Source organism: Sphingopyxis sp. TUF1 (assembly GCF_036687315.1).
In the GTDB taxonomy this organism is placed as follows: domain Bacteria; phylum Pseudomonadota; class Alphaproteobacteria; order Sphingomonadales; family Sphingomonadaceae; genus Sphingopyxis; species Sphingopyxis kveilinensis.
The window spans coordinates 2,341,220-2,358,453 of sequence record NZ_CP144683.1 but is presented as its reverse complement, the minus strand read 5'-3'; the positions used below and the strand labels follow the sequence as shown (position 1 = coordinate 2,358,453).

Genomic DNA, 17,234 nt, shown 5'->3' with positions numbered 1-17,234 from the left:
ATGACCGACAACACCGACACGCGCATCAAGGATCAGGCGGCGCACGACGCCGCCGCGAAGGTCGCCGATTACGAGCATGGCTGGTCCTCGGCGATCGAGACCGACTTCGCGCCCAAGGGACTGACCGAGGATACGGTCCGCTTCATCAGCGCGAAGAAGAACGAGCCCGAATGGATGCTCGACTGGCGGCTGAAGGCGTTTCGCCATTGGCAGACGATGGAGACGCCCGACTGGGCGAAGCTCAACGTGCCGCCGATCGATTACCAGGACGCGTACTATTACGCGGCGCCGCGGCCGAAGCCGAAGCTTTCGAGCCTCGACGAGGTCGATCCCGAGATTCTCGAGGTCTACAAGAAGCTCGGTATCCCGATCGAGGAGCAGAAGGTGCTCGCCGGCGTCGAGGGCGCGCGCAAGGTCGCGGTCGATGCGGTGTTCGACAGCGTCAGCGTCGCGACGACCTTCCGCGAGGAACTGAAGCGCGCGGGCGTGATCTTCCTGTCGATCAGCGAGGCGATCCGCGAATATCCCGAGCTGGTGAAAAAGTGGCTCGGCAAGGTCGTGCCGATGCACGACAATTATTTCGCGTGCCTAAACTGCGCGGTCTTCAGCGACGGGACGTTCGTCTATGTGCCCGAGGGCGTGCGCTGCCCGATGGAGCTCAGCACCTATTTCCGCATCAATGCCGAGAATACGGGGCAGTTCGAGCGGACGTTGATCGTCGCCGACAAGGGCGCTTACATCAGCTACCTCGAGGGCTGCACGGCGCCGATGCGCGACGAAAACCAGCTGCACGCCGCGGTCGTCGAACTGGTCGCATTGGACGATGCCGAGATCAAATATTCGACCGTCCAAAACTGGTACCCCGGCAATGCCGAGGGCCTTGGCGGCATCTATAATTTCGTGACCAAGCGCGCGCTCTGCCAGGGTGCGCGATCGAAAGTGTCGTGGACGCAGGTCGAGACCGGCAGTGCGATCACATGGAAATATCCAAGCTGCGTGCTCAACGGCGACGATAGCGTCGGCGAATTTTATTCGGTCGCGGTCACCAACAATTACCAGCAGGCCGACACCGGCACCAAGATGATCCACAATGGCAAGCGCACGCGATCGACCATCGTCAGCAAGGGGATCAGCGCGGGCAAGTCGAACAACACCTATCGCGGCATCGTCCGCGTCGCGCCGAATGCCGAGGGGGTGCGCAACTTCACCCAGTGCGATTCCTTGCTTTTGGGCAGCACATGCGGCGCGCACACGGTGCCGTACATCGAGGTCCGCAATCCGACCGCGACCGTCGAGCATGAAGCGACGACGAGCAAGATCAGCGACGACCAGCTCTTCTACGCGATGCAGCGCGGGCTGGGGCAGGAAGAGGCGGTCGCGTTGATCGTGAATGGGTTCGCGAAGGAAGTGCTGCAACAGCTGCCGATGGAATTTGCGGTCGAGGCGCAGAAGCTGCTGGGAATTTCGCTCGAGGGGAGCGTGGGGTGAGCTTTGTATTTTCAGTGCTTTTGTTGGGCGCAACGCTTGAGCCGTCCGTATTCGAATGCGTCGATACGCCACAATATGACTGCAAGGCGGGCGTCTATTCCGGACCGCCTGAGCAAAACCTATTCGCGCAGGATCGGGAGGCATTAGCGACCATATATCGTGATTACTGGACGTGCCATTGGCAACATTTCAGTAGGCATTCTGACTTCGGAACGTCGGTTGGTAGCGCGGCAATTGCCGCGCTGGAACAGTCACAAACCGCATGTAAGATGCAACGTCTTGCAGCCGATCGTGGGATGGACGCTCTGTTGGCGAAACAGGTGCGCTACGGCGACGACAAAAATCGCGAACGGTTGCGGGAAGAAAGCCGAGAAATGGGCGGAGTCATTTTCGCGTACAGGTCAGCTGCAAGCCCAGAGCAGCGGGCGAAACTGATAACAACGCTCAAAGCAGCGACGGCACAGATCACGGGAAACAACAATGCTCAAAATTGAAAACCTCCACGCCACCGTCGCGGACAAGCCGATCCTGAAAGGCCTGTCGCTCAGCATCAATGCGGGCGAAATCCATGCGATCATGGGGCCGAATGGCGCGGGCAAGTCGACTTTGTCCTATGTGCTCGGCGGGCGGCCGGGGTATGAGGTGACCGAGGGATCGGTGACTTTTGAAGGACAGGATCTGCTCGAGATGGACCCGCACGAGCGCGCCGCCGCGGGCCTGTTCCTCGGTTTCCAGTATCCGGTCGAAATCCCCGGCGTGTCGAACGTCCAGTTCCTTCGCGAGGCATTGAACGCGCAGCGCAAGGCGCGCGGGCAGGAACCGCTGTCGGGCGGCGAATTCCTGAAGCTGGCGCGCGAGAAGGCTGCGCTGCTCAAGATGGACATGGATATGCTGAAGCGCCCGGTGAACGTCGGCTTTTCGGGCGGCGAGAAGAAGCGCAACGAGATGGTGCAGATGGGTATCCTGGGTCCCAAGCTCGCGATTCTCGACGAGACCGACAGCGGCCTCGACATCGATGCGCTGCGCACCGTCGGCGACGGGATCAATGCGATCATGCGGCGCCCCGACAAGGCGGTGCTGCTGATCACCCACTATCAGCGGCTGCTCGACTATGTGCAGCCCGATTTCGTCCATGTGCTGGCCGGGGGGCGAATCGTGAAATCGGGCGGGCCCGAGCTGGCGCGTGAGCTGGAAGCGCATGGCTATGCGGAGATCGCGGCGTGATCATTCCCGCACGCCTTCCCTTTCCTCATCATGCCGGACTTGCTCCGGCATCCCGCTTTTCCGGCGGCGAAGGAAGCGGGACCCCGGATCAAGTCCGGGGTGACGAAAAGGGGAGGATCGCATGACCCCCCTCCCCTCGCGGCGCGACGAAGCCTGGCGTTATTCCGACATCGACGCCGTCGCCGCGGCATGGCCCCTGCCCGCGCCCGAGAGCATCATCGTGCCCGCGGGCGGCCAGTTCGCGCGCGCGATCGTCCAGGATGCGGGGGCGATCCATCAGATCGAAATGAGCATCGGCAAAGGCGCGACCGCATCGCTGCACATCCTCAACATCGGCGGCGCCTATGGCCGTATCGAACTCGCAGTGACGCTCCACGAAGGCGCCGCCTTCACGCTCGGCGCGGCGCAGATCGGCGGGGGCGAGCAGAATCTGGAGATCGTTACCACGGTCACCCACGCCGAACCCGGCGCGACCTCGCGGCAGGTCGTGCGATCGGTGCTCGGCGGCACCGCCACCGGCACCTATCTCGGCAAGGTCGCCGTCGCGCGCGATGCGCAACAGACCGACAGTGAGCAGGATGTGAAGGCGATGCTGCTCAATCGCAGCGCGACCGCCAACGCCAAGCCCGAACTCGAAATCTTCGCCGACGATGTGAAATGCGCGCACGGCTGCGCGATCGGCGAGCTCGATCCCATGGGGCTTTATTACCTCCAGTCGCGCGGGCTGCCGCCCGGCGAGGCGAAGAAGCTGATGTTGCAGGCATTCGTTGCAGGCGTGTTCGACGGCGCCGAGGATGAGGCGCGGTTGCAGGAACTGGCGCTCGCTAAGCTGGGGGAATTGGTGTGAGCGGCCTCACTTCTCCGTTCGTCCCGAGCGAAGTCGAGGGACGTGAAGTCGGGCGCCAACGTGTCTCGACTACGCTCGACACAAACGGGATCAGGGATCAGTTCCCGGGCCTCACGCCCGGCTGGCACTATCTCGACACCGCCGCCACCGCGCAGAAGCCGCAGGCCGTGATCGACGCCACCGTGGCCGCGATGGGCCGCGACTATGCGACCGTTCACCGTGGCGTCTATGCACGCTCCGCCGATATGACGCTCGCTTACGAAGCGGCGCGGCGGCGAATCGCGGCGTTTATCGGCGCGAAGGACGATCAGATCGCGTTCGTGCGCGGCGCGACCGAGGCGATCAATCTTGTCGCTTATTCGCACCCGAAGAAGGGCCGCGTGCTGCTGTCCACGCTCGAACATCACAGCAATATCGTGCCGTGGCAGCTTGCGGGGTGGCAGGTCGATGTCTGCCCGCTCACGGCGGATGGCTGCATCGACCTCGACGCGGCCGAAAAGCTGCTGACGAGCGAACACACGATGGTCGCCTTTGCGCATGTCTCGAACGTTCTGGGCAGTCCGCTCGATGTCACGCGCGCGGCGGAGCTGGCGCACAGGGTGGGCGCCGAGTTGCTGGTCGACGGGTGCCAGGCGGTGCCGCGGCTGCCCGTCGATGTCGCCGCGCTTGGCTGCGACTATTACGTCTTTTCGGGGCACAAGCTTTACGGGCCGACCGGCGTCGGCGTGCTGTGGAGCGAGAAGCTCGATGCGCTGCCGCCGTGGCAGGGCGGCGGGTCGATGATCGACCGCGTGACCTTCGCCAAAACTACTTACGCCCCCGCCCCTACCCGCTTCGAGGCGGGAACCCCGGCGATCATTGAGGCGCTGGGGCTGGCGGCGGCGGTCGATTATGTCGAGGCGATCGGGGTTGCGGCGATCCATGCGCACGAATGCGCGCTGGTCGGCAGCTTGCGCGAGGCGCTGGCGTTGCGCAACAGCGTCACACTCTATGGTCCTGAAAACAGTGCTGGAATCGTCAGCTTTGCGATGGCGGGGGTTCATCCGCACGACATCGGCACTATCTTGGACGAAAGCGGGGTCGCGATCCGCGCCGGGCACCATTGCGCGCAGCCGCTGATGGAGCATCTGGGCGTGCCAGCGACCGCGCGCGCGAGTTTCGGTTTGTACAGCAATGACGACGATGTGGCAGCGCTGATCGACGGCCTCGCCCGAGTCGAGAGGATTTTCGGATGAGCGACAACGGCAGTATCAAGGTCGAAGAGGTGACGAGCGTCGAGGCGCCGCCCAAGGCGCGCGTCGACGATGCCGAAAGCGCACCCGAGAAGCTGGAACGCAAGCGCGACTATCTGGAAGGCTTCCTCGCCGCCAAGCCCGCGGCGACCGATCCGGCGGCGGTCGGCGGCGACCTGTATGAAGCGGTGATCGCCGCGCTCAAGGATATTTACGACCCCGAAATTCCGGTGAACATCTATGACCTTGGCCTGATCTACAATGTCGAGATCGACGAGGGGCATGTGATGGTGACGATGACGCTGACGACGCCGCACTGCCCCGTCGCCGAATCGATGCCCGCCGAGGTCGAGCTGCGCGTCGGCGCGGTGCCGGGGGTCGGCGATGCCGAGGTCAATCTGGTATGGGATCCGCCGTGGTCGCCGCAGAATATGAGCGACGAGGCGCGGCTGGAGTTGGGGATGCTATAATAGCCTCCTTCTCCCCTTGCGGGAGAAGGATACGAAGCCTTGTCACGAAGTGACTGGGCGCAGTTGGATGAGGGGTCTGCGAGCCGCAGGCTCGCGCGGTCTCCGACCGCATACCCCTCACCCAGCTTCGACTAGCGAGCAAGCTCGCAAGTCTTCACATCCCTCTCCCGCAAGGGGAGAGGGAAAGGAGTGTGAGATGACGACGTTGAAAACCCGCCCCGCCGCGGTGACGCTGACCCCCAATGCCGAAGCGCGCATCGCCGCGCTGATGGCGGCCGCGCCCGAAGGCGCGATCGGCGTCAAGCTATCGACGCCGCGCCGTGGCTGTTCGGGGCTCGCCTATTCGGTCGATTATGTGACCGAGGAAGAAAAATTCGACGAGAAGATCGAAACGCCCGGCGGCACCTTCTACATCGACGGCGCATCGGTGCTCTATCTGATTGGCAGCACAATGGACTGGGTCGAGGATGATTTCGCCGCGGGCTTCGTGTTCAATAACCCGAACGCCAAGGGCGCGTGCGGCTGCGGCGAGAGCTTTACCGTCTAATCAGCGGCAGACGGTCCAGCCCGCGGTTCGCGCCGCCATGTCGAAGTGGAAATGATCGGCGTGCGCAGCATTATAGTCGGGTGACAAGACCGTCGAGAACAGGCCGCACGACCCGTCGCGCACCGCGTGCAGAAACTCGCTGCGCCGGTCGCCGGGTTCCCAGTCGTTGATGAGCGCGATCCGCGTGCCGTCGGCAAGGATAAAGGCCGAGATGTCGATCGCATTGGCGGTCGAATGCTGGCTCTGTGTTTCGCCATCGGCAATCTTGCGGCAGTTGTAGCTGCCGAGATTTTCCAGCTCGACGACGGCTTGCCCGAAATATCGCTCGGCCGCCGGCTGCACGACGTCGCGCGTCCACAGCGCCATCGCCGCGGTGACGGCGCATCCGGGCGCGGCGCGAGCGGGGCGCATCGTCGGGACCAGGCTGTTGCCGGTCAGGATCATCCGCTGGCTGGCGCGGCACACCCCCTCGCCCACCACCGGCCGCCGGAGATAGCCAGCGCCCGAGCGGTCGAAAGCGGCGAAGCAGGTGGCATCGTCGGCGGCAAGCGCGACCAGCTTGCGATGCGTCGCCCACCCCTGCAAATGCGCGAGTTCGAAGCGCGCGCCGGGTAGATGTTCGGGATGATCGCGCACCCATTGCATACCGAGAATGGCGCCAATAGTGATCAGGAGCGCGGCGGCGAACCACAGGAGATAGGGGCGAAGAGACTTCATTTTCCATTTGTCCGTGCAGCAAATTGCCGCCGGTGAAAAGCGCTTTGCGGCTAGCGGCCGAAGCGGAGGCAAGAATCCTCCCTGTGGCGAAGCCATGGGGAGGTGGCAGCGGCGCAAGCCGCTGACGGAGGGGCGATAACGCCGCGTCGCGGCCCCTCCACCACGCCCTACGGGCGCGGTCCCCCTCCCCATCGCTTCGCGACAGGGAGGATTTTTCGGGCACCGACCGCTACAGCGGCTCGAACGTTACCATCAGCCCGTCCTTCGGCCGTGGGATCGGCAACATCTGCCATTCGGGCGCATAGCCGGGGGCGACGGTGATCCGGTGCGTCGTGACGACATGATGGAAAAAGATCTTCGCCTGCATATATGCAAAGTGCAGTCCCAGGCACATGTGCGCGCCGCCGCCGAAGGGCACCCATGCATATTTATGCCGTTCGCGCGCGACTTCGGGCGAGAAACGCATCGGGTCGAACTTCTCCGGTTCGGGCCAATGTTCCTCCATCATATGCGTGAAGGCAGGGCTGACCCCGACCGAAGTGCCCGCGGGAATATGATAACCGCCGAATTCGAAATCCTTGAGCGCGCGGCGCGGGAAGCTCGGCACCGGGGGCACCAGCCGCAGCGCTTCCTTGAACGCCCATTCGGTGAGTTCGAGCTCGCCGAGGCTGTTGTGCCCGACCCCCTCACCCGCTGGCGCGACGCGCAGCATTTCCTCGCGGAGTTTGTCCTGCCATTCGGGATGGCGCGCGAGTTCCCAGACGAGCGTGGTGATCGAACTGGTGATCGTGTCGTGCGCCGCCATCATCAGGAAATTCATATGATCGACGATGGCGTCGACCGGCATATAATTGCCATTGTCGTCGCGGGTGCGGCAGATCTGGCTGAACATGTCCTCGCCCGTGCCCTCGCGGCGTTCGGGGACCATGCGGCCAAAATAATCGACGAGGAAGGCGCGACCCTTGGCGCCGCGCCCCATCGCGGTGAAGGGCAGCGGACGGCGCACGATGCCGATCGACGCCTGAACCATGTCCACGAACGCCTTGTTGACTTTGTCGGCCTCGGGGCCCCAGGGGATGCCGAGGAAGCTGGTTGCGGCGAGGTCGAGCGTCAGTTCCTTGATCGCGGGATAAAATTTGAAACTCTTGCCGCTCCAGTTGGCGATCCGATGTTTGATCCCCTCGTTGAGCGCTTCGGCATAATGGCGCATCGGTTCGGGCTTGAACGCGACCGACAAGAGTTTGCGGTCGGCACGATGCTTTTCGAAATCCATCAGCATCAACCCGCGCGGGAAGAGGAGATTGAGCACCGGACCCCAACCCTGTTCGGACGAGAAAATCTTGTCGCGGTCGAACATGACCAGCTCGTTCGCCTCGGGCCCATAAAGCGCGACGCTGCGCCCGCCGAAGCTGTTGTTGCGATAGACGCGGCCATATTTGGCGACCATGCGACGCGCAAAGGCAGGATAGTCGCGCAGCTGTTCGAGCGTGTTGCCGATGACGGGCATCCCGTCCTCGCCCGGAATATGGTCGATCGCGCTGTCAGGATTGCGCGGCAGCCAGTGCCGCGTATCGGGGCCAAAGCGTTCGGCGGACCATGCACTGCTGGCGGGGTGGATCTGCGTCGGCGCATTCATCGGGTCGAATCCTCATCCATACTGTCGTTGTGCCGATGGGTATCGCACTACTGACAATGGTGCAAGTAAGGCTTCGCAGGGCGACGATCACCATTCACCGCAAATTCAACTCGACTCGCGCAAGCTTCTGTCAGGGGTCGCAACCTGTTCGACGGTCAAAGGACCAAAACATGCTAAAGCGTTTTACGCGCCCCCTTGCCATTGCGTTCGGCGCCCTCGCGACGACGATGCTCAGCGGCTGCTACGATGCTGGTGTCTACGGCGCCAGCTATGCCTCACGCGGCGACTGCGCCGCGCGCTATGGCGACGGCTGGTACAATTATGACGGCTATGCCTATGCCGATGGCTATGGCTATGACTGCTACGATGCGTCGGATTATGGTAGCGGGTTCGTCCAGATCGGCTTCGGCGGCGGCTGGTACGACAATTATTATTATCCCGGCCACGGTCTGTGGATGTTCGACAGCTATCGCAACCGATACCCGCTGAACGGCCAATATCTGAACTATTGGGGCGGCCGCCGGGCTTGGTGGAAATATCATGGCAAGCGCGGCGACGGGAGACCTGACCGCCCCGGCTGGCACCGTGATCGTGACGACGATCGCGGGCACGGCGACGGCCGTCCGGGCTGGAATCGCACCGATCGCAATGATGATGGCCCGCGCGGGACCCGCCCGCGCCGCGCCGTCGAAGGCGCAACCGGCACCCCTGGCGCAATCCGCCCCCTGCCCTCTGCGAATCCGGGCGAGATCCGTTCCCGACCGCGGCGCGGCGGTGACGCCGCTTCGCCGCCCCGGCAGCGTCCGCAGTGGCAACGGCCCGCCGCGCCGCCCGCTGCCGCACCGGTGGGCCGGCCTGCGCCCGCCGCTTCGCCAGCGCCGCGTCCCGCTGCGCGCCCGGCGCCGCCGCCCGCAGCCCGCCCTCCGGCAACGCGGCCCGCGCGCGAACGGCCGGGCCGGGTCGACCGGGCGGGAGTTCGGGAAAGATAGATATCGCTTAGGCCGCGGCCGGCTTCCCCGCCCGGTCATCGATGCCCGCCGACACGACCGTCGCAGCCACAAGGTCGCCGATAACGTTCAGCGTGGTACGGCACATGTCGAGGAAACGGTCGACGCCGAGCACCAGTCCGATGCCCGCCGGCGGGACGCCGACCATCGCGAGGATGAGTGCAATCACCGGCAGCGATCCTGCCGGTACGCCCGCCGTCCCGATGCCGCCGAGGATGCACACGGCCATCACCATGATCTGCTGCTGCAACGTCAGGTCGATGCCGAAAAACTGCGCGAGGAATATCACCGTCACGCCTTCGAACATCGCGGTGCCGTTCTGGTTCGCGGTCGCGCCGATGGTGAGCACAAAACGCGCCACCCGGTCGGGCAGGTGCAACCGGTCGCGCGCAACGCGCAGCGCGGTCGGCAGGGTCGCGTTCGACGAAGCGGTCGAGAACGCCATGACCGCCGCTTCCTGCGTCTCGCGGAAAAAGGCGATCGGCGATTTCCCCGCCAATGTCTTGAGCAGGATCGGGAAGACGACGAACATCTGAAGCCCGAGCGCGAGCAGCACGACCCCGACAAAGGCCGACAGGCGCACGATCAGATCGAGCCCGAACTGCGCGCCGAGGTTGAACATGAAACAGAAGACGGCGATCGGTGCGAATTGGATGACAAGCCCGATGAGCTTCATCATGACCTCGAACACCCCCTCGATCGCGGTCTTGAGCGTCTCGGTGCGCGGCGTACGCACGAGCATGAGCCCGATGCCGAAGAAGAGCGCGAAGAACATGACCGCGAGCACATCATTCTGGCCCATCGCGGCGAAGAGATTGTCGGGGACGATCGCGACGACCGCCTCCATACCGGTCTTCGCCTCGCCCGCGCGGTCGGCGATCGCCTGCGCCCCCGCTGCACCCTCCGCCATCAACGAACGCGCGAGCGCAGGATCGACGCCTCCGCCCGGACGAAGCAGGTTGACGACGGCGAGGCTGATGACAACCGAGATCGCCGACACCGCGACCGTATAGACGAGCGTGCGCCCGCCGACGGCCTTCAGCGCGTGCATCTCGCCCATTTCGGCGACGCCGACGATCAGCGCCGATACGAGCAGCGGGATCACGAGCATGAAGAGCAGGCGCAGGAATATCTGCCCCAGCGGCCCCGTCACATAGGTGGTGACGGTTTCGACCCACGCCGCGCCCGGCGCGCCATAGTGGACGCCAAGTCCGATGACGAGGCCCGCGAGAAAGCCGGCAAGCATCCGCCAGCGCAGCCGCCGGGCGCGCGCTTCATCGCGCGCCGCCCGATCGATTGCCGCCGTTTCGGCCATGTTGAGCTCCTTGCTCGCCGCGATGTGGGCGGCCCGAAGCGCATGTGTTACGCGTTGTCGGCCGCTGGCTTATTCTCCCCTGAGTCATCACTATCACGAATATCGAGCCCGCGGGTTCCATGATGCGGCGTATGCGATGGCGCGTGCGGTCGTTCGGCGTCGGCGGGCTCGGGCACTTCCAGCATGCCTTCCCACTTCGTGATGACCGACGTCGCGACCGCATTGCCGACGACATTGGTTGCGGTGCGGCCCATGTCGAGGAACTGGTCGATCGCGAAAATCAGCGCGACACCCTCGATCGGAAGATCGAACATCGCGAGCGTCGCGGTGATCACCACCAGGCTGGCGCGGGGCACCGCGGCGATGCCCTTCGACGACACCATCAGGGTCAGCAGGATCAGTATCTGCTGCGTGAGCGAAAGCTCGATCCCGTAAGCCTGAGCGATGAAGAGCGTCGCGAAGCTTGCGTACATCATCGAACCATCGAGGTTGAAGCTGTAGCCCAAGGGGAGCACGAAGCCCGAGATGCGGCGCGGCACGCCGAAGCGGTCGAGCTGTTCGAACAGCTTGGGCATCGCGGCCTCCGACGAGGCGGTCGAGAATGCGATCAGCAGCGGCTGGCGGATATAGCGGACCAGCGAGAAAATCCGGCGACCGAGGAAGATCGCGCCCGCACCGAGCAGGATGACCCACAGCACGACGAGCGAGAGATAGAATTCGGTGACGAGCTCCGCATAAGTGCCGAGGATGCCAAGACCATATTTCGCCACGACCCCAGCGAGCGCGCCGAACACCGCGATCGGCGCGAGGCGCATCACATAGCCGGTGATCTGGAGCATCAGTTCGGCAAGTGCCTCGGCCCCGCGAACCAGCGGCTTGCCCTTTTCGCCGATCGCCGTCAGGCCGACGCCCGCGAACAGCGCGAAAACGAGGATCTGGAGGACGTTGTTGTCCGCCATCGCCTGAAAGATATTCTTCGGGAAGACGTGCTCGATGAACTCGAACAGGTCGAGTTTCTTGACCTCGCCGACCTCGGCGATCGAATGCGCGCCGACGGTGAGGTTGAGCCCGGCGCCAGGTTCAAAGAAATTGACCATGATCAGCCCGAGGCTGATCGAAATGAGGCTGGCAATAATGAACCAGGCGATCGCACGCGTGCCGATGCGGCCGAGCGCCGAGCTGTCGCCCATATGCGCAATGCCCGCGACAAGCGTCCCGAGGATCAGCGGCGCGACGACGAGTTTGATCAGGTTGAGGAAGATCGTCGAAAGCGTGCTGAAGCTGCGCAGCCAATAGGTGAAGGCTTCGCTGTCGGCGGGGACATAGACCCGCACGAGATAGCCGGTGATGACGCCGAGGATCATCCCGATCAGAATATATAAAGTCAGGCGATGGCCCATAAATCACTCCCTGTTCCGCGCGGGGCGGATCGTTATGCGGGCGGAGGTAACAGGGTGATGCGCCGCGGGCAATCGCCGCGGCATCAGGTCATAAAGAAGACGATCGCAAAGCAGGTCGATACGCCGGTGATGATATTGAGCGGAACGCCGATCTTAACGAAATCGATAAAGCGGTAATCGCCCGCTGCATAAACGATCGTGTTCGTCTGATAACCGATCGGCGTCGCGAAGCACGCCGACGCGCCGATCATCAGCGCGATCACAAGCGGACGCGGATCGACGCCAAGCTCGGACGCGATGGCCAGCGTCACCGGCGTCATCAGCGCCGCGACCGCATTATTGCTGAGCAGTTCGGAGAGAATGAGCGCGAAGAAATAGATACCGAAAATCAGCACCCATGCCGGCTGACCCACGAGCGACGGTTCAACCCAGCCGACCATCATTGCGACGGCGCCGCTCTGTTCGAGCGCGAGGCCGACTGCGAGCATTGCGAAAATGAGGATCAGAACGTCGCCGTCGATCGTTCCCCACGCCTCCTCGCTGTCGATGCAGCGTGTCACGAGGATCACCCCGATCGCGATGATCGCCGCGACGCCGATCGACATGATATCGAACGCCGCGAGCGTGACGACCGCGACCATGCAGAGGATTGCGATCCACGCCTTGCCCCGGCGAAAGGCGCGTACCTTGGCAAGGTCGGCGCCGATCAGGTGCGGATTGTCGCGAAGCGCCTCGACCTCGCGCGGGCCGCCTGCGACCAGTAGGCGGTCGGCAGGACGGATACGGACGCTGGCGAGGTCGGGGCCGGGTTCGTGCGCCGGGCGGTCGAGCCCGATGATGCGCGCGCGGATCTTTTGCAGGAACGGAATATCGATCAGCCGCTGGCCGATCGCCGGGTGGTTCGACGCAATCATCGTTTCGACGACCATATCGCCCTCGGCGGGCTCGCCACTGCCAATGCCAAGGCCAAAGCGCCCCTGCTCGCGCCAGGTCATCAGCGTCGCGCCGTCGACCCGCAGGATCACACGGTCGCCCGCGGCAAGCGTCCAATGTTCGAGATCGCCGCCGTGAACCACCGCGGAACCGCGTCGTACGCCGACGATGCGGCCCGAACGCGGCAGGTCGCGAAACGCCTCTGTCGTCATTCCGACCAGATCGTCATTGTCGCCGAGCACCAGCTCGGTCAGATATTTATGCGCGTCGTGCGTGCCCGCCGGTCCCCTGACCGGCTTGTCCGACGGCAGCAGCCACCACATCAGCGCGAGGCCGATCATGCCCGACGCAGCGGTGACGAGGCCGATGGGCGTGATTTCGAAAATGCCGAAACGCTCCATGCCCGCTTGCCGGACAATACCGTCGACCACGAGATTGGTCGACGTACCGATCAAAGTCAGGGTCCCGCCGAGCACAGCGGCGATCGACAGGGGCATCAGCAGTTTTTTAGCGCTGACCCCCGTCACCTCGGCCAGCTTCATCATGATCGGCAACAGCACAACGACGACTGGCGTGTTGTTGAGGAAGGCCGAGGCGAAGAGCGCGCCGACGAGCACCTCGACGATCGCAAGGCGCGGATGCTTTTCCGCGCGTTTCATGATCGCATCGGCGACGCGCTGGATGACGCCGGTACGGATCAGCGCGCCCGACAGAACGAACATTGCACCGATGACGATCGGCGCCGAATTGGAAAAGACTGAATACATGCCCTTTGCATCGAGGATGCCGAGCGCAAGATAGGTACAGGCGCCAAGGATCGCGATGACCGTCGCAGGCAACCGCTCCATCAGGAAGCCGACGAACATCGCGGCGAGGATGATCAGCGACAGAACGGCCTGATGGGTTTCGATAAACGTCCGTATCGCGTCGATCATATCAGCCGTTCTGCGCGCGATGGAGCAATTTATGATCGGCGAGCACGAGCGCCATCATTGCCTCGACCACCGGCGCGCCGCGGATACCGACGCAGGGGTCGTGGCGGCCCTTGGTGACGATGTCGGTCGCGTCGCCCGCCTTGTTCACCGTCGGGACGGGGGTCAGGATCGAACTGGTCGGCTTGAACGCGACGCGTACGACGACGGGTTGGCCGGTCGAAATACCGCCCGCGATGCCGCCGGCATTGTTCGACAGGAAATCGGGGCGGTTGCTGCCGTCGGTGGCGGGCCGCATCGGGTCGGCATTCTCCTCGCCGCGAAGCCGAGCCGCATTGAAGCCGGCACCGATCTCAACCCCCTTCACCGCGTTGATGCCCATCATCGCGGCGGCGAGATCGCTGTCGAGCTTGGCATAGATGGGGGCACCCCAACCCGCGGGAACGCCGCTCGCGGCGCATTCGATCACCGCGCCGAGCGAACTGCCCGCCTTGCGCGCGGCGTCCATCAGGCCTTCCCAGCGCCGCGCCGCGGCAGGATCGGGGCAGAAAAAGGCATTCCGGCCGATTTCCTCGAGATCGAAATTTGCGGGATCGATCGCGTCACCGCCAATTTCGGCGACCCAGGCGTGGATTTGAACCTCGGGGATCACCAGCCGCGCGACGCCGCCCGCGGCAACGCGCGCCGCGGTCTCGCGCGCGCTCGACCGGCCGCCGCCGCGATAATCGCGGATGCCATATTTGGCGTCATAGGCATAATCGGCGTGACCGGGACGATAGGCCTGCGCGATTTCGCCATAATCCTTCGATCGCTGGTCGACATTCTCGATCATCAGGCTGATCGGCGTGCCCGTCGTCTTGCCCTCGAAAACCCCCGACAGGATGCGCACCTGATCGGGTTCCTGCCGCTGCGTCGTGTGGCGCGACTGGCCAGGGCGGCGCTTGTCGAGGAAGGGCTGGATGTCGGCTTCGGACAGCGACAGCCGCGGCGGGCAGCCATCGACGACCGCGCCAAGCGCGGGGCCGTGGCTTTCCCCCCACGTCGTGAAGCGAAGAACGCGCCCGAAGCTGTTGAAACTCATTGCTTACCCCAACCCGTTGAATGCTGGTGCATAGTCCGCCCGGCCGCCTTGCGGCCATTCGGCGGCGCTGTCCAGCATCATCGCCATGAAATGCGGGCCTGAAAAGGGCGAAACGAAGCGTGCAGCAAGTTCGGGTGAATAGCCGAAGCGCGGGTAATAGGTTTCGTGGCCGAGGACGAAGCTCATCGCGACGTCCATTTCCTGCAGGATCATGATGCCGATGCGGATCAATCCCGTTCCTATGCCCTGCCCCTGAAATTCAGGCAGGACCGAAACGGGGCCGAGCGCTGCTGCCGAAAGCAGCCGTCCGTCTGCCTCGACATCCATCCGGCTGAATAAAAGATGCCCTAAAATCTGTCCTTCCCGATAGGTGACGATCGATACAAGAGCGTCGCCATCTGCCTCGAGAGCGCGGACTAGTTCTGCCTCGCCTTGGTAGCCGAATTCGGTACCGACAAAGGCGGCACGAATTATGGCATCGATCGCGTCAGCGTGCTCCGCGCGGGCGGGGCAGACTATATCGTCATGCAAGCGCGATGTCCGGCGCGTCTTCCTGTTTCATGCCGATGGTGTGGTACCCCGCGTCGACATGGTGCGTCTCGCCCGTCACCCCGCTCGCCAGATCGCTGAGCAGATAAAGCGCCGACCCGCCTACGTCGTCGATCGTGACGTTGCGGCGCAGCGGGGCGTTAAATTCGTTCCATTTGAGGATGAGGCGGAAGTCGCCGATGCCGGAGGCCGCAAGCGTCTTGATCGGCCCCGCCGAGATCGCGTTCACACGCACCCCCTGCGGGCCATAATCGTTGGCGAGATATTTGACGCTGGTTTCGAGCGCCGACTTGGCGACGCCCATGACGTTGTAGTGCGGGATGACCTTTTCGGCGCCATAATAGCTGAGCGTGAGCAGCGAGCCGCCGCCCTTGCCCGTTTCGGGGTCGAACGGCGTCATCATCGCCGCCGCGCGCTTCGCGACCGCGGTGAAGCTGTAGACGCTGATGTTCATCGTCATCAGGAAATCGTCGAGCGTCACGTCGGCATAATGGCCGCGCAGCGCTTCCTTGTTGGTATAGCCGATCGCGTGGACAACAAAGTCGATCGTCGGCCAGCGCGCCGCGAGCGCGGCGAATGCGGCGTCGAGATTGCCCATGTCGGATACGTCGCAATCGATCAGGAAATCGCAGCCCAGTTCGTCGGCGAGCGGCTTGACGCGCTTCAACATCACGTCGCCCTGATAGGAGATCGCGAGTTCGGCCCCATGCGCGTGCAGGGCCTTCGCAATGCCCCAGGCGAGCGACTTGTCGTTCGCAAGCCCCATGATCAGCCCGCGTTTGCCCTTCATCAGACCCGTCATTTCCGTTTTCTCCGGCCTTATTTATCTTCGACTGTCACGTCGTCCACGCGCCCAATAGCGTCGTGGCCCAAATGCTCAACCTCGACGAGCGCGGCGTTGAGTTCGGCACCCATTACCATACCCAATCCGACGAGGTAGAAAAAGAACAGCGCGACCATCACCCCGGCGAGGCTGCCATAGGTCGCGTCATAGCTGAGCAGGCCGGCGAGCAAGGGCGGCAACGCAAGCGTGACGCCAATCCACCACAGGGTCGTGAACAGCGCGCCGGGCCATTTCGGGCACTGCTTGAGCCGCCGGTATTTCGACGGCGTCAGGCTGTAGAACAACAGATAGATCGCAACGAACAGCCCGAGGCCCGACACGGCGCGTGAAATCAGCACGACGCCCCAATCCTGATATCGTTCGGGCAGAAAGCGGGTGACGAATTGTTCGACCCCGACGATCAGCACCTGCATCGAGAAGGACAGGAGCATCAGCACGACGGCACCGGTGATGATGCCGATCGACAGCAGGCGATAATGGAAAAACCCCTTGCTGAAATGCGTGCCATAGGCGCGCCGCAAGATGTCGCGCACCGTTTCGATAAGGCTGCCCACGGTCCACAGCGCGACGAGCGCGCCGAGCCAGAGGAAGATGCCCGTCCGTGCGCTCATCACCTCGCGGATCGGCCCCGAAAGCGCCTTGGCAACGGTCGGCGGCATCGTCGAGAATACGGCTTCGACCGCGCGTTCGCCGCCGACGCTGCCGCCGAGCAGCGACAGCGCCGCGGCGAGCAGGATGAAAAAGGGAAAGAGCGCGATCAGCGCGAGATAGGCAAGATTGCCCGCGTGGATAAAGCCGTCGGTATAGGTGCCGACGACAACGCGGCGCACGACCTGATAAGCGCGCGTGCCGGGGCCGAGCTGTTCGCGTCCGCGCTCGATGACGCCCTGTGCCCGCGCGCGCAGATGCACCCGCTTGGCCTGTTCGGCGCGCGCCTCGGGCGATTCGGGCGAATGCCCCTCGGCCAGAAATTCCTTGCCGACCTCGTCGGCCACCTCGCGCTCCAGCGCGG

The 17,234-nt window shown here is 63.8% G+C and carries 17 protein-coding genes; 8 read left to right on the top strand and 9 right to left on the bottom strand.

Translation table 11 applies throughout. From position 1 onward, the window contains the following. The 7 genes from sufB (at position 1) to VSX77_RS11055 (ending at position 5,808) form a co-directional block, all read left to right on the top strand. A complete protein-coding gene (sufB, locus tag VSX77_RS11085; protein ID WP_338424665.1) occupies positions 1–1,488 on the top strand; it encodes a Fe-S cluster assembly protein SufB in 1,488 nt (495 codons plus the stop codon). Continuing rightward, positions 1,485–1,982, top strand: a complete 498-nt coding sequence (locus VSX77_RS11080) for a hypothetical protein (RefSeq protein WP_338424664.1) — start codon at positions 1,485–1,487, stop codon at positions 1,980–1,982. Before sufB ends, VSX77_RS11080 begins: the two co-directional genes overlap by 4 nt. Then, positions 1,969–2,712, top strand: a complete 744-nt coding sequence (gene sufC, locus VSX77_RS11075) for a Fe-S cluster assembly ATPase SufC (protein WP_338424663.1) — start codon at positions 1,969–1,971, stop codon at positions 2,710–2,712. Before VSX77_RS11080 ends, sufC begins: the two co-directional genes overlap by 14 nt. A gap of 121 nt (positions 2,713–2,833) precedes the next feature. Further along, positions 2,834–3,559 (top strand): SufD family Fe-S cluster assembly protein, encoded by a 726-nt coding sequence (locus tag VSX77_RS11070; protein ID WP_338424662.1) that lies wholly within the window; start codon positions 2,834–2,836, stop codon positions 3,557–3,559. A gap of 89 nt (positions 3,560–3,648) precedes the next feature. Continuing rightward, the gene (locus VSX77_RS11065) at positions 3,649–4,794 is read left to right on the top strand and encodes an aminotransferase class V-fold PLP-dependent enzyme (RefSeq protein WP_338427259.1); all 1,146 of its coding nucleotides are present in this window, start codon (positions 3,649–3,651) and stop codon (positions 4,792–4,794) included. Continuing rightward, entirely contained in the window at positions 4,791–5,261 is a 471-nt protein-coding gene (locus VSX77_RS11060) for an SUF system Fe-S cluster assembly protein (protein WP_338424661.1), read from the top strand. Before VSX77_RS11065 ends, VSX77_RS11060 begins: the two co-directional genes overlap by 4 nt. 196 nt (positions 5,262–5,457) lie before the next feature. After that, the gene (locus VSX77_RS11055) at positions 5,458–5,808 is read left to right on the top strand and encodes a HesB/IscA family protein (RefSeq protein ID WP_338424660.1); all 351 of its coding nucleotides are present in this window, start codon (positions 5,458–5,460) and stop codon (positions 5,806–5,808) included. Here VSX77_RS11055 and VSX77_RS11050 read toward each other — a convergent pair whose 3' ends face one another. Beyond that, entirely contained in the window at positions 5,809–6,525 is a 717-nt protein-coding gene (locus tag VSX77_RS11050) for an extensin family protein (protein ID WP_338424659.1), read from the bottom strand. A gap of 229 nt (positions 6,526–6,754) precedes the next feature. Next, complete coding sequence (locus VSX77_RS11045; protein ID WP_338424658.1) at positions 6,755–8,161, bottom strand: cytochrome P450; 1,407 nt, start codon at positions 8,159–8,161, stop codon at positions 6,755–6,757. 170 nt (positions 8,162–8,331) lie between these two features. Between VSX77_RS11045 and VSX77_RS11040 the strand changes: the two genes are divergently transcribed. Continuing rightward, positions 8,332–9,150, top strand: a complete 819-nt coding sequence (locus VSX77_RS11040) for a hypothetical protein (RefSeq protein WP_338424657.1) — start codon at positions 8,332–8,334, stop codon at positions 9,148–9,150. A gap of 7 nt (positions 9,151–9,157) precedes the next feature. Here the strand turns inward: VSX77_RS11040 and VSX77_RS11035 are convergent, their stop codons facing one another. From VSX77_RS11035 to VSX77_RS11005, 7 genes are all read right to left on the bottom strand, one after another. After that, on the bottom strand, positions 9,158–10,483 hold the full coding sequence (locus VSX77_RS11035) for a dicarboxylate/amino acid:cation symporter (protein WP_338424656.1): 1,326 nt from the start codon (positions 10,481–10,483) through the stop codon (positions 9,158–9,160). 47 nt (positions 10,484–10,530) lie between these two features. Further along, complete coding sequence (locus VSX77_RS11030; RefSeq protein ID WP_338424655.1) at positions 10,531–11,883, bottom strand: dicarboxylate/amino acid:cation symporter; 1,353 nt, start codon at positions 11,881–11,883, stop codon at positions 10,531–10,533. An 83-nt stretch (positions 11,884–11,966) separates the two neighbouring features. After that, positions 11,967–13,751, bottom strand: a complete 1,785-nt coding sequence (locus VSX77_RS11025; protein ID WP_338424654.1) for an SLC13 family permease — start codon at positions 13,749–13,751, stop codon at positions 11,967–11,969. 1 nt (position 13,752) lies between these two features. Then, positions 13,753–14,829 (bottom strand): chorismate synthase, encoded by a 1,077-nt coding sequence (gene aroC, locus VSX77_RS11020; protein ID WP_338424653.1) that lies wholly within the window; start codon positions 14,827–14,829, stop codon positions 13,753–13,755. A 3-nt stretch (positions 14,830–14,832) separates the two neighbouring features. Then, entirely contained in the window at positions 14,833–15,360 is a 528-nt protein-coding gene (locus tag VSX77_RS11015; protein ID WP_338424652.1) for a GNAT family N-acetyltransferase, read from the bottom strand. Further along, positions 15,353–16,180: an enoyl-ACP reductase FabI gene (gene fabI / locus VSX77_RS11010; protein ID WP_338424651.1), complete on the bottom strand. Its 828-nt coding sequence runs from the start codon at positions 16,178–16,180 to the stop codon at positions 15,353–15,355. The genes VSX77_RS11015 and fabI overlap by 8 nt, the downstream gene beginning before the upstream one ends. Positions 16,181–16,197: 17 nt before the next feature. Beyond that, positions 16,198–17,217 (bottom strand): YihY/virulence factor BrkB family protein, encoded by a 1,020-nt coding sequence (locus VSX77_RS11005; RefSeq protein ID WP_338424650.1) that lies wholly within the window; start codon positions 17,215–17,217, stop codon positions 16,198–16,200. Between the last annotated feature and the right edge of the window lie 17 nt (positions 17,218–17,234).

Bases quoted from the DNA above. Each gene is read 5' to 3' on its own strand.
- sufB (WP_338424665.1), top strand. From the start codon at position 1: ATGACCGACAACACCGACACGCGCATCAAGGATCAGGCGGCGCACGAC.
- sufC (WP_338424663.1), top strand. From the start codon at position 1,969: ATGCTCAAAATTGAAAACCTCCACGCCACCGTCGCGGACAAGCCGATC.
- VSX77_RS11070 (WP_338424662.1), top strand. From the start codon at position 2,834: ATGACCCCCCTCCCCTCGCGGCGCGACGAAGCCTGGCGTTATTCCGAC.
- VSX77_RS11060 (WP_338424661.1), top strand. From the start codon at position 4,791: ATGAGCGACAACGGCAGTATCAAGGTCGAAGAGGTGACGAGCGTCGAG.
- VSX77_RS11055 (WP_338424660.1), top strand. From the start codon at position 5,458: ATGACGACGTTGAAAACCCGCCCCGCCGCGGTGACGCTGACCCCCAAT.
- VSX77_RS11050 (WP_338424659.1), bottom strand. From the start codon at position 6,525: ATGAAGTCTCTTCGCCCCTATCTCCTGTGGTTCGCCGCCGCGCTCCTG.
- VSX77_RS11045 (WP_338424658.1), bottom strand. From the start codon at position 8,161: ATGAATGCGCCGACGCAGATCCACCCCGCCAGCAGTGCATGGTCCGCC.
- VSX77_RS11040 (WP_338424657.1), top strand. From the start codon at position 8,332: ATGCTAAAGCGTTTTACGCGCCCCCTTGCCATTGCGTTCGGCGCCCTC.
- VSX77_RS11035 (WP_338424656.1), bottom strand. From the start codon at position 10,483: ATGGCCGAAACGGCGGCAATCGATCGGGCGGCGCGCGATGAAGCGCGC.
- VSX77_RS11030 (WP_338424655.1), bottom strand. From the start codon at position 11,883: ATGGGCCATCGCCTGACTTTATATATTCTGATCGGGATGATCCTCGGC.
- VSX77_RS11025 (WP_338424654.1), bottom strand. From the start codon at position 13,751: ATGATCGACGCGATACGGACGTTTATCGAAACCCATCAGGCCGTTCTG.
- aroC (WP_338424653.1), bottom strand. From the start codon at position 14,829: ATGAGTTTCAACAGCTTCGGGCGCGTTCTTCGCTTCACGACGTGGGGG.
- fabI (WP_338424651.1), bottom strand. From the start codon at position 16,180: ATGACGGGTCTGATGAAGGGCAAACGCGGGCTGATCATGGGGCTTGCG.